The sequence below is a fragment of the Vagococcus proximus genome, from assembly GCF_029143285.1.
Taxonomy (GTDB): domain Bacteria; phylum Bacillota; class Bacilli; order Lactobacillales; family Vagococcaceae; genus Vagococcus_D; species Vagococcus_D proximus.
In genome coordinates this window covers 519,368-532,284 of the sequence record NZ_JAPDSH010000001.1, presented here as the reverse complement: position 1 = coordinate 532,284, position 12,917 = coordinate 519,368, and the positions used below count along the sequence as shown (strand labels likewise).

Here is a 12,917-nt window from a genome sequence, read left to right as displayed (position 1 = left end):
TGTTTATAAAATTATAATAACACTTATAACGTTAAATTTTTTTTTAATAATTTTAGTAAAATAAAAATAAAATAAAATAAAATTGTGAAATCTAATAGGATCTAATATTAAAAACCTGATAAAACAGCGCTATAATAATACTTTAATAGAATTCTGATAATAAAAATTGAACAAATTATATTTTATTATTACATTAATATTATAGAAGATAATAACAAAAAAAAGCTAAAGCTGTATATAAAATAACAGCTTTAGCTTTTTTATTTATAAGTTTGCGATTCAAATCCTTTGTAATCATCAACATGCAATAATTTCTTAGCATTTTCAACACGTTCTTTTTCAGGCGGATTAATTCCCTCTAGTGGATAAGGAATACCTAACTCTTCCCACTTAAATTTACCCATTGTGTGATACGGAAGTACTTCGAATTTATCGACATTTTTAAGTGTTTTAACAAATTCGTCTAAACGAATTAAGAATTCATCATAGTCTGTACGTTCTGGAACTAATACGTGACGAATCCAAACCGGTTGGCCTTTTTCAGACAGATACTGAGCCATTTCAAGGATATTATCATTAGGTTGGTGTGTTAAACGCTTATGTCCCTCAGCATCAATATGTTTAATATCAAATAAAATTAAATCAGTATATTCTAAAAGTTCTTCAAATTCACTAATAAAAGGTTCTTCACGAGTAAATGGTTTACCACAAGTATCTATAGTAGTATGAATCCCTAAAGCTTTAGCTTTCTTAAATAGGTCTGTTAAAAAGTCTAATTGCAGCAGCGGCTCTCCTCCACTTACCGTAATACCACCTTTTTCACCCCAATAACTGCGATATTTAAGTGCTTCTTCAATCATTTGATCAGTTGTTACCTCTTTACCAGTTCCGATTTCCCAAGTGTCTGGATTATGACAGAATTCACAACGCATGCGACAGCCTTGCGTAAAGATGATAAAACGAACACCAGGTCCGTCAACGGTTCCGAAGTTTTCTGTTGAATGTATACGCCCTACTACAGGTTTAGTCATTTTAAATCCCCATCCTTATCATAAAAGGGATGACTAATTAGTCACCCCTTTAAAATTATGTGTTTATTATAACAGATGTTTCAAAAAATTACATATGATCATGTGATGTTCTTGAAATAACGTCTGCTTGTTGTTCTGGAGTTAAATCACGGAATTTAACTGCATATCCAGATACACGGATTGTTAAGTTAGGATATTTTTCTGGATGAGCTTGTGCATCTAATAATAATTCATTAGTAAATACGTTCACGTTTAAGTGGTAGCCACCTTTATCGAAGTATCCGTCCATAACGTTACGTAAGTTGTTGATACGAGTTTCGTCGTCTTTACCTAAACCGTTAGGGTTAATTGTTTGAGTATTTGAAATACCATCTAAGGCATTAGTGTATTGTAAACGAGCAGTTGAGTTTAATGATGCTAAAAGACCATTTTTCTCTCCTAAGAATTTACCATCTTGGTAAGATGGGTTAGCACCTGGTGCTAATGGTTTACCAGCACGACGGCCATCAGGTGTGTTACCAGTAGCTTTACCATAAACAACGTTTGAAGTGATTGTTAATAATGACGTTGTAGGTGTAGAGTTACGGTAAGTGTGTTGACGTTTAATTTGAGTCATGAAGTAATCTAAGATCCAGTTAGCAGTAGCATCTGCTTCTTCTTGATCGTTACCGTATGTTGGGAATTCTTTGGTTGGTTTGTAATCAATTGCTAAACCATTTTCGTCACGGATAACTTCAACATCACCATGTTTAATAGCCATTAAGCTATCAGCAGCATGAGAGATACCAGCGATACCAGTTGCGAAAGTACGTTTTAAATCTGAATCCATGAATGCTAATTGTGGTGCTTCATATGCATATTTATCATGCATATAGTGAATAACATTTAAAGTGTTAACATATAATTCAGCTAACCAATCCATGATGTCTTTGTAACGTTCGATGAATTCGTTGTAATCTAATTTATCGCCAGTCATTGGACGGAATTTAGGAGCTACTTGAGCTTTTGTCATTTCGTCAACCCCACCATTGATAGCATAAAGAACAGCTTTAGCTAAGTTAGCACGAGCTCCGAAGAATTGCATGTCTTTACCCATAACTGTTGAAGATACACAACAAGCAATAGCACAGTCATCTGATCCCCAGTTAGCGCGTAATAAATCATCATTTTCAAATTGGATTGATGAAGATTCTTTAGCGATTTTAGCAGCATATGTTCTGAAACCTTCTGGCTCTTTTGAAGAATATAAAACTGTTAAGTTTGGTTCTGGTGATGGTCCCATGTTAGTTAATGTATGTAAGATACGGAAATCGTTCTTAGTAACTAATGAGCGTCCATCTAATCCCATACCAGCGATTGATAAAGTAGCCCAGATTGGGTAACCAGAGAATAATTGGTTGTACTCAGGAGTACGAGCGAATTTAACCATACGTAATTTCATGATTAAGTGGTCGATCATTTCTTGAGCTTCGAATTCAGTGATAACACCGTTTTCTAAATCACGTTGGATGTAGATATCTAAGAATGCTGAAATACGTCCGATAGACATTGCAGCTCCATTTTGTGATTTGATTGCAGCTAAGTAACCAAAGTATAACCATTGGATAGCTTCTTTAGAGTTTACAGCTGGTTTAGAGATATCGAAACCGTAGCCTGCTGCCATTTCTTTAATTTTTCCTAATGCACGGTATTGTTCTGAGATTTCTTCTCTTAAACGAACAACATCATCAGTCATTACTTTGTTACCTGTGTTAGCATGGTCTTTAGCTTTTTGAGCCATTAAGTAATCAATACCATATAAAGCTAAACGACGGTAGTCACCGATGATACGTCCACGTCCGTAAGCATCTGGTAAACCAGTGATAATTTTGTTTTTACGTGCTGAACGCATTTCAGGCGTGTAAGCATCAAATACACCTTGGTTATGTGTTTTACGGTAGTCAGTGAAGATGTGAGTCATTTCAGCATCTGCTTCAAAACCATTTGATGTTAACGCATTATTAGCCATGTTAATTCCACCGAAAGGCATAAATGCTTGTTTAAGTGGCTCATCAGTTTGTAAACCAACGATTGTTTCTTCTTCTTTAATTAAGTATCCAGGTTCGTGTGATGTGATAGTAGCAGGGATGTTTGTATCCATGTTGTATACACCATTTTTTTCATGTTGAACGTCGAATAATTCTTGTAATTTAGTCCATAATTTGTCTGTACTTGGTGCGATAGGCTCTAAGAAACTATCATCTCCAGTGTACTCAGTGTAGTTCGCTTGAATAAAGTCACGAACGTTTACTTCTTCTTTCCATTGTTTACCTTTAAAACCATTCCATGCTTCCATTTTATAGGCCTCCTTAAAATTATATGATATAAATCATATGTAACAGGTTTATAAATACAGTATAACACAAGATAAAAAAATCACAATAGAAATGTTCAAAAAAATATTATGTGAAGCTTAATAATCACATTAAAACGCTTCAATCCCTCTATTAATAGTGTTTTTAGTTTGAAAAACAATGTACAAACACATAGTGTAAGCCTTAGCAACATCAGTGAAACACGTCACTAACTGTGTTATAACAGATGTTTTTTTGCTTCAATATTCTATAACAGGCAACTCAAACAAAAAAAGCAAGATTAATCAACAGATTGACCTTACTCTTTTATAGTCATAAAACTAAACTCACCATGCATAATTCAGTTTAGGTATCGGAATATTGAGAATATCTATTCTCTGCACTATTCCTGAATAATAAGCATAGACTTTTGCAGATTGACCTACTATCAATACGATAAATAAATCTGCAACTAACACTAAATGATTATTTTTTTTCATAAAATACCTTCGTTCTTTTCAACCAGAAATAACCAATATAATAACTAAATGTAGTAATCGCTGATAACGATATAGCAATTTTTTGAAATTTCATTTGAAAAATACCTACTAAAACAATAGCCACAATCATCGGAATATTGAGGGAGCCTTTTAAAAAATGCTTACGTCGATAATGATATAGGACAAGAGCAGCGTGTATTATTAAAATAAGCCCTAATAACAACCAAAAAATAAAAATACTATCAAATTTTGATAAACTTGTAACAAAGCCGTCTAACGTTCTAAATGTTAACTCTTCACCCTCTAGAAAAATTGGCAAAGCTACCAATCCAAAAAGCGCATGACTATCTACTACTGCGATTAACAGTATATAGCCTGATTTTAAAGAATGATTAGAGATATTACCTACCAAGTAATCTAAAGATAATCTAGTTTTAATCGATTCATAAAAATTAGGTTGCGTCATTCCTAAGCCTCCTATCTTATATACTTTAATTATAATCTATAAACTTAAAATCTATAAGAACGGCTAACTTTACATTTCTTTATTTCGACAATAAGATGATATAATAGTAAAAACTACCTTCAAATAAGGAGTGTTCTGTTATGAAAGATATTTCTAAACAACTGACACATTACCGCAGACGTGCCGCTCTTTCGCAAATTGAAGTGTCTGAAAAATTATGTATTTCTAGACAAGCTATTTCTGGATGGGAAAACGGGCGTGGATGTCCCACAATTGAACACCTTATCCTTTTAGCAAGTTTATACAATACAACAGTGGATTCTCTTTTAGGGATAAAAAAACACCATGAGTAAAAATCTCATGGTGTTTTTTATTTAATCTTGTTTCAATACTACAGTTAGTTCAGTTTTCACTTCAAAAACTTCGCCATCTTTCTTTTCATCCCCTAGGAATGAGCCATTAGATGTGCGGTCACTCAGTGGAAAGTCCATTTCTTCTACTGAGTAACGAGTATTATTTTGAGTAATCACTTCAAATTGCGCTTTATGACTTAATCCCATAAAGACAAGACGATGTGGGTGGCTCTTCAATTCTCTAATCATCATCAAACCACGTTTAGCACGTGATAGAACAGGCATCTCTTGTGTTACCATCCTCTTCACTGCCCCACGTTGCGTGATTAATGTAATAGCCGTTTTAATATCTGGCTCAATCAATACACCATTTACAACATAATCGCTTTCTTTAAGGTTGATTGATTTAACACCAGCCGCTCGTGCTCCTACTACTGGCACTTCATTAATTGGATAACGTAAACCGAATCCAAGATGTGTCGCAAGTAACACGTCATACTCAATCGCTTCTTCCACTAAATAGCAATTAACAATTTCTTCATCATCTGCTTTCAAGTTCATACATTGTGTCGGACGACCTTTGTAAGTACGCCACGGTGTAAAATCAGACATTTTACTTTGTTTAATCAATCCGCCTCGGCTAATAAAGATGAAGTTTTTGCTTTCAGACAGTTTTTGATAATCAAAGACTGCTAAAATATGCTCATCTACAGCTAAACCGCTTAATTGAGTTGATAAATGTTCTCCAACATCTTTCCATCTCAAGTCAGGTAATTCATGAACAGGACGATAAATCATATTTCCTTTATTCGTAACCATCAACAAATGATCTAACGTACTTAACTGCTTAGCAAAAATTAATTCATCTGTTTCTTTCATCCCTATTTCGTCAGGACTTGATGCACCAAATGAGCGCATGCTACTACGTTTCACATACCCTTCTTTCGTAACCGTCGCCATTACCTCTTCTTGAGCGATTAAGACTTCTGTATTAACCACAATCTCTTCAATCTCATTTTGAATAACGGTAAGACGTGGCGTTGAAAAGTTTTTCTTCACTTCTTTAAGTTCTTTTTTCAGAACACTTAACAACGTTGTTTCATCACTAAGAATAGCCTGTAACAATGAAATTAAAAGTGATAACTCTTCTGCTTCTGCTTCTAGCGCAGTAATATCAGTATTTGTTAAACGGTATAATTGCAGTGACACAATCGCTTCTGCTTGCTCTTCAGTAAATTGATACTCTTTTACTAAGTTAGCCTTCGCATCACGTTTATCTTTACTACCGCGAATAGTTGCAATGACTTCATCTAAAATAGATAAAGCTTTAATCAAACCTGACACAATATGTTGGCGTTTTTGAGCTTTAGATAAATCAAACTCACTACGACGACGAATAACTTCACGACGATGGGCGATATACGCTTCTAAAATGCGCTTTAACCCTACTTGGTGAGGACGTTGGTTATCAATTGCGACCATATTAAAATTATAGTTTACTTGTAAATCCGTATTTTTGAATAGATAGTTTAATATACCTTCAGCATTTGTATCCTTTTTAAGCTCTACAACAATTTGTAAACCTGTACGGTCACTTTCATCTCTGACCTCAGCGATACCATCTACTTTTTTATTTAGACGAATTTCATCCATCTTTTTAACAAGACTGGCTTTATTGACTTCATAAGGAATTTCATTAATAACGATTTGTTGCTTTCCCCCTTTAAGCGGTTCAATCTTCGTCACTGAACGCAAGACAACGCGACCTTTTCCTGTCTCGTAGGCTTGTTTAAGTTCTTTTTTCCCTTGTAAAATCGCACCTGTAGGGAAATCAGGACCTGGGATATACGTCATTAGTTGATCTAATGTCGCATCAGGATGATCAATCAAATGAATCGTGCCATCAATGATTTCACCTAAGTTATGTGACGGAATCTCTGTCGCGTAACCTGCTGAAATCCCTGTTGATCCGTTAACAAGTAAATTAGGATATTTTGCAGGTAATACAGTTGGTTCTTTTGCTGTATCATCAAAGTTCCAAACAAAATCAACCGTTTCTTTTTCAATATCTTCTAACAATTGACCGCTTAGTTTTGATAAACGTGCTTCTGTATAACGCATCGCAGCAGGTGGATCACCATCCATACTACCATTGTTACCATGCATCTCAATCAGAACATCACGCAATTTCCAGTCCTGACTCATACGAACCATCGCTTCATAAATACTACTGTCTCCATGTGGGTGATAATTACCCATGATATTACCGACAGACTTAGCCGATTTACGGAAACCTTTATCAAAGGTATTGCCATCTTGGTCCATTGAGAATAAGATGCGACGCTGTACGGGTTTTAACCCGTCACGTATATCTGGTAGCGCACGTTCTTGAATAATATATTTTGAATAGCGACCAAATCGATCGCCCATCACTTCTTTTAATGCTATATCTTGAATATCATCACGTGGATTAGTCATTACTGATTTGGCCTCCTTAATCCTCTAAATCAAACAATGTGATTTCTTCATCATTCTTATTGTCTGTATCTCTATAATTTTCGATAATAACACGTTCTGAAACAGGGGTTTTATCCACTTCTGCTGTAGATGTTACTTTGGGAGTATCTTCTTCATCGACATGTTCTAAAATACTGCCTTCTTCTTCTAACGTAAAGGCAACGTTATTTTCAATCCATGTACGTCGACGTTCTACTTTGTCACCCATTAGCGTTGAAACAATACGTTCATTACTTCCTGCTTCACCTTCGTCTTCATCTAATGTAACACGGATAAGCGTTCTAGTCTCAGGATCCATTGTTGTCTCCCATAACTGATCAGCATTCATTTCACCCAGTCCTTTGTAACGTTGAATCATGTAACCTTTACCCATCTTAGCAGTGCTTGTAGCTAGTTCTTCATCTGTCCAAGCATAATCAATCTTAGCTTTTTTACCGACACCTTTTGACACCTTGTAAAGTGGTGGTAAGGCAATATAAACTTTACCTGCTTCAACCAATGGTTTCATAAAACGGTAAAAGAACGTTAGAAGTAACGTTTGAATATGAGCCCCATCGGTATCCGCATCGGTCATAATAATAACTTTGTCATAATTACAGTCTTCTAAAGAGAAATCTGGATCAATTCCAGCACCAATTGTATAAATCATCGTGTTAATCTCTTCATTTTTTAAGATATCTTGTATCTTAGCTTTTTCAGTGTTAATAACTTTACCTCGAAGTGGTAAAATAGCTTGGAATTTTCTATCTCGTCCTTGTTTAGCAGAACCTCCGGCAGAATCCCCCTCCACTAGGTACAATTCATTACGTTTAGGGTTACGCGACTGTGCAGGTGTTAATTTCCCTGACAATAGCGACTCACCTTTACGTTTTTTCTTCCCCGTACGGCTTTCTTCACGGGCTTTACGAGCGGCATCTCTAGCTTCACGGGCTTTAATCGCTTTACGAACCAGCATTTGACTCATTTCACTGTTTTCTTGTAAGTAGAAGACCATTTGTTCGCTTATTGTTGATTCAACAACAGAACGAGCAAGTGGTGTTCCTAATTTACCTTTCGTTTGACCTTCAAACTGTAGTAAGTTTTCAGGAATACGAACAGAAATCACGGCTGTTAACCCTTCTCTAAAGTCACTACCTTCTAGGTTCTTATCTTTTTCTTTTAAAAGCCCAACTTTACGAGCATATTCGTTGAATGTTTTAGTAATGGCTGTTTTCATTCCAACTTCGTGAGTACCGCCATCTTTCGTCCTAACATTGTTAACGAAGGACAAGATATTTTCAGAATAGCCATCATTATATTGGAAAGCACATTCTGTTTCGATGCCTTCTTTTTCACCTGAAAAATAAATCACAGGTGTTAAGTCATCTTTCTCTTCGTTTAAATAAGAGATAAACTCTTTAATACCTTCTTCATAATGAAAAACTTCAACCACTTTTTCTTCTGAACGTTCATCAGTAATCGTAATTTTAACACCTTTTAATAAGAAAGCTGATTCTCTTAAACGTTCTGCTAAAGTATCATAAGAAAACTTAGTAACAGAAAAGATAGAGTCATCTGGTAAGAAATGAATGTATGTTCCATTCTTCTTACTTGTTTTCCCTATTTTTTCAAGAGTACCCACAGGTTTTCCACCCTTTTCGAACTCTTGCTTATATTCGATGCCATCTCTAACAATCTTAACTGTTAACCATGAAGACAAAGCATTTACAACACTGGCCCCTACTCCGTGAAGGCCACCAGAGGTTTTATAGCCACCTTGACCAAACTTACCACCCGCGTGTAATACCGTAAAAATAACTTGTACAGTAGGGACGCCTGATGCGTGCATACCGACCGGCATACCACGCCCAAAATCTTGTACGCTTATACTATTATCTTTGTGGATCGTTACTTCTATCTCATTACCATGACCTGATAGAGCTTCATCCACTGCATTATCTACAATTTCATACACTAAATGATGAAGACCGCGGCCATCTGTCGAACCGATGTACATACCGGGACGTTTTCTAACTGCTTCTAGTCCTTCTAAGACCTGTATGGAAGCATCATTGTAATCATTCGTCACTTTTTTACTCATTATATAACTCCCTTACTTCAAGCTTTTATGCAACACATCGTGCACAACTAACGTAGTCTAGGCTACACCATTCTTAATCATACTCTAAAACGCTCTAATTTAAAAGAGAAACCTTATTTCTTCGGTCAATTTAATACAAATTTAGAAAGTCATTCCCCTCATTTTTCTACGATTTACTCTTTATATACGGTATAATAAACTAACAGATTAAAAGAAAGAAGGTTTTTTTATGAAAAAACTACTAGTATTTGGTGGGACTCGCTTTTTCGGTGAAAAAGTTGTTGCCTCTTTCCTACGTTTAGGATACCAGGTAACCATCGCTACAAGAGGGTTAACCCCTGACTCATTTGGTGATACGGTCAATCGTATTGAAATCGATCGTTCAAATGCCGACCATCCTGCTTGGATAGAATTAACTAACACCCACTGGGATGTTGTTTTTGATAATATTTGTTTCACTAAAGAGGATGCAGAAATTACGTGTAGACACCTAAAAGAAGTCTCACATTATCTCCTTACTTCTAGCCTTGCTGTCTACAAAGGAACACCTCCAAAAAATGGTTTTATAGAAACTGATTTTACCGCAGCCTCACATATCTTTGATGACACAACACCTGTTGATTATGGCGAAGGTAAACGCCAAGCTGAGCATTATTTTACTCACAACTACTCTAACCCTGTAACCTTTTTAAGATTTCCAGTAGTCTTAGATGATGATGATTATACGGAGCGTTTGCATTTTTACCTAAGAGCTATCAAAAATAACGAGACCATTAAATTTCAAAATGGCAACGGTCGCTTCTCTTTTGTAAGGGCATCTGAAATACCTAACATGCTTCAATTTGTTGTAAACTCTTCTATCGTTGGACCTTTAAACTTAGCGTCTAACCAAATCTATACAACAGATGAGTTTATTACACGTCTAGGTCAGGCATCTGAAAAGGATGAACTTTCTATCGCTTATGAAGATACTACATGGGATAAGTTATCTCCTTTTGCTAAATACCCTAATCCAATGTCTGTAGCGACACTTATAGGATGTGGTTACTCAGTAAGTGAGCTTGATGATTGGCTACCTGCCTTAATGACACGTCTCTATAATCAAATAAAATAATAGTTATATTTTAATACACTAAAAAAACTACTTACTTAGCATGACCTCTTAAGTAAGTAGTTTTATTTATACAAGCTGAAATATAATTTCAGGTAGTATCTCTAATCAATCGTACGAATACTTGCTTTGGCAATTCCTAATGGTGTCACAAATTGCGGATAATCTGGACGTTCAACTGGCATTTTCAAATACTTTGAAAACGTCGGTACAAAATCCTCAAAATAACTTGCGCCCCCAACAACGTATAACGGTTCAATGGGGTGTTGTGCCAACATACCTTGTGTAATAGCCGCCATTTTATCGACAACTGGTTTAATAATAATGAAATTCGTTTTTTCTTTAGACTTATCTCGCTTCAATACTTCTGCTTCTGGTACGGTTATAGCGTAATACCCTGCTAGAACTAAAGACATATGAGCACCACCTGTGGGCTCATCTAAGCTTAAAACAACTTCACCCTCTTCGATAACACTAATACCTGTTGTTCCACCGCCCACATCAATAACAGCTCCGTGCGTCATATTAAGTAAGCACGCCGCTGCTTCTGGTTCATCAATAACACATGTCACCTCTAAACCTGCAGACTCTAAAACATTAGATACTACTTTTTTATCATTACCAATTGTCCCTGGTGGTATGGCTGTAGCAGCTTCTGTGATATCTAAACCAAGAACCTCTTCAGCATCTCGTACCAAGCGAGACACAATTTGAACCGCCTCAACATAGTTTACAACTAATCCATCACGAATAACTTCAGCAAACTCAAAACTCCCATATACAGGAGCATCATTTTTATCTAATATTGCCAAAACGATAGAAGATGTTCCTAAGTCAATTCCGACTTTTAAAGGCTCATTTTTATTAAATTTACGACATTTTTTTGTATTAACAATGCTATTAAACTCTTTAAGAAGACTATTTGCTTTTTGTAAATCAACCATTAGTTCACCACCTAATTTCTACGAATTCCAGTCAGCAGGGTAAGTGACATACACAAAACGTGCGTCCCCTTCTACTGAGAATTGAATAGATGTATTTTTAGGGATTAAAATAACTTCCCCTGGACCTGCTGAAATACGACGACCGTCAATAATGATTGTTAATGTTCCATCAATAATATAGTCGATTTCATCATATTCAAGTGTCCAATCAAATGTTGTATCTTTCATGACCATAAGACCACAACCTAAACGAGGACTTTCCTCAAGTGTTACTAAATCTTTACAGTAAACTTTATGCGCAGGGTTACCTGTGTCTAAACGATCATCTTCATTAACTTCTAGCATTGGTAATTTTACAGATAACACGCCACTAGGATCAACCGTTTTTGTTAGACTTGAAAGACCTGAAAATTTCTCTAAAAGTACTTCGCGAACTACTTTTTCAATTAACTCTCTGCTTTGATCTGCCATTATTAAGCGCCTACTTTCTCTTCATTTTTAATCATGCGATTAGCCATGAACATTGCAACGAAAACAGCAGTCACACCACCAACTAATTTCCCTACGATCATTGGGAAAATCATTTCACGAGCCACACCCGCAGTAAATCCTAAATGATCTCCTAATACAAATGATGCTGATACAGCGAACGCAACGTTGATGATTTTACCACGAGCATCCATATCTTTCATCATTTGGAACATTGGAATACTATTAGCCATTGTCGCTACCATACCTGCAGCTGCAACTTCATTCATACCTAATACTTTACCTAATCCCATTAAAGGTTTTTTGAATACTTTTGTGATAACGAACACTAAACAGAACGCTCCTGCTAATGTTAACGCAATACCACCAACGGTACTAATACCTTCTGATACAGGAGTAATGCCAGGTACTTTAATTCCTACTAATGGATCTAACGCACCAATTACTAAACCAATAATAGCTACCATAACGACAAATTTACCAAAAACAGTAAATCCTTTAATCATTGCTTCTGGTTTGAACCAAAGTCCAGCCATAACTAATGCAGCAACAATAACGATTGGAACTAAGTTTTTAAGAATCATCATAACAGGGAAACCTGCAACTAAACCACCAACAAAAGCACCAACTGGAATTGTAATCATTCCTGATAAAACACCTGTTGCTAAGTATTTATGGTCTGTTTTTTGAATGATACCTAATGCTACTGGAATTGTAAACACGATAGTAGGTCCCATCATAGCACCTAAAATTGTACCGGCGAAAAGTCCAGCTTCTTTAGTTTCAGCCATTTGTACAGCTAATGGGAAGCCACCCATATCGTTTGCAAGTAATGTTGTTGCAAACATCGCGGGGTCAGCACCCAAGAACTTGTATACTGGAACAACAACTGGTTCTAAAACATTAGCCAATACAGGGGCTAATGTGATAATTCCGACCATAGATAAAGCCAGTGAACCCATTGCCATAATTCCTTCTTCGAATTGTTCACCTAGACCAAATTTGTTATCTAGACACTTATCAATTCCTCCCAGAATCATGAAAAAAGCAATAATGTACATAATAATTTCATTGATACCCATTTAAATAAAAC

The 12,917-nt window shown here is 35.9% G+C and carries 10 protein-coding genes; 2 read left to right on the top strand and 8 right to left on the bottom strand.

The window, feature by feature from the left end; all coding sequences use genetic code 11:
- Positions 1 to 260: 260 nt before the first annotated feature.
- The 3 genes from pflA to OL233_RS02520 all read right to left on the bottom strand — a co-directional run bounded on the left by pflA (position 261) and on the right by OL233_RS02520 (position 4,330).
- Complete coding sequence (gene pflA, locus OL233_RS02530; protein WP_275470788.1) at positions 261 to 1,031, bottom strand: pyruvate formate-lyase-activating protein; 771 nt, start codon at positions 1,029 to 1,031, stop codon at positions 261 to 263.
- An 88-nt stretch (positions 1,032 to 1,119) separates the two neighbouring features.
- On the bottom strand, positions 1,120 to 3,366 hold the full coding sequence (gene pflB / locus OL233_RS02525; RefSeq protein WP_126830394.1) for a formate C-acetyltransferase: 2,247 nt from the start codon (positions 3,364 to 3,366) through the stop codon (positions 1,120 to 1,122).
- Between the two features lie 484 nt (positions 3,367 to 3,850).
- The gene (locus OL233_RS02520; RefSeq protein ID WP_275470787.1) at positions 3,851 to 4,330 is read right to left on the bottom strand and encodes a hypothetical protein; all 480 of its coding nucleotides are present in this window, start codon (positions 4,328 to 4,330) and stop codon (positions 3,851 to 3,853) included.
- A 140-nt stretch (positions 4,331 to 4,470) separates the two neighbouring features.
- Here OL233_RS02520 and OL233_RS02515 point away from each other — a divergent pair, with 140 nt between their 5' ends.
- Positions 4,471 to 4,683 (top strand): helix-turn-helix domain-containing protein, encoded by a 213-nt coding sequence (locus OL233_RS02515; RefSeq protein ID WP_275470786.1) that lies wholly within the window; start codon positions 4,471 to 4,473, stop codon positions 4,681 to 4,683.
- Between the two features lie 21 nt (positions 4,684 to 4,704).
- Here OL233_RS02515 and parC read toward each other — a convergent pair whose 3' ends face one another.
- Both parC and parE read right to left on the bottom strand, forming a co-directional pair.
- The gene (gene parC, locus OL233_RS02510; RefSeq protein WP_275470785.1) at positions 4,705 to 7,161 is read right to left on the bottom strand and encodes a DNA topoisomerase IV subunit A; all 2,457 of its coding nucleotides are present in this window, start codon (positions 7,159 to 7,161) and stop codon (positions 4,705 to 4,707) included.
- A gap of 16 nt (positions 7,162 to 7,177) precedes the next feature.
- On the bottom strand, positions 7,178 to 9,280 hold the full coding sequence (parE, locus tag OL233_RS02505; protein ID WP_275470784.1) for a DNA topoisomerase IV subunit B: 2,103 nt from the start codon (positions 9,278 to 9,280) through the stop codon (positions 7,178 to 7,180).
- Between the two features lie 229 nt (positions 9,281 to 9,509).
- On the opposite strand from parE, the gene OL233_RS02500 reads away from it, so the two are divergent.
- Positions 9,510 to 10,394, top strand: coding sequence for a Rossmann-fold NAD(P)-binding domain-containing protein (locus OL233_RS02500; RefSeq protein WP_275470783.1), 885 nt, complete (start codon positions 9,510 to 9,512; stop codon positions 10,392 to 10,394).
- 101 nt (positions 10,395 to 10,495) lie between these two features.
- Here the strand turns inward: OL233_RS02500 and eutJ are convergent, their stop codons facing one another.
- The 3 genes from eutJ to eutH are packed head-to-tail and all read right to left on the bottom strand — an operon-like array spanning position 10,496 to position 12,906.
- On the bottom strand, positions 10,496 to 11,335 hold the full coding sequence (gene eutJ / locus OL233_RS02495; RefSeq protein ID WP_275470782.1) for an ethanolamine utilization protein EutJ: 840 nt from the start codon (positions 11,333 to 11,335) through the stop codon (positions 10,496 to 10,498).
- An 18-nt stretch (positions 11,336 to 11,353) separates the two neighbouring features.
- Positions 11,354 to 11,806, bottom strand: coding sequence for a cupin domain-containing protein (locus OL233_RS02490; RefSeq protein ID WP_126830405.1), 453 nt, complete (start codon positions 11,804 to 11,806; stop codon positions 11,354 to 11,356).
- A 2-nt stretch (positions 11,807 to 11,808) separates the two neighbouring features.
- A complete protein-coding gene (eutH, locus tag OL233_RS02485; protein WP_275470781.1) occupies positions 11,809 to 12,906 on the bottom strand; it encodes an ethanolamine utilization protein EutH in 1,098 nt (365 codons plus the stop codon).
- Positions 12,907 to 12,917: the final 11 nt, after the last annotated feature.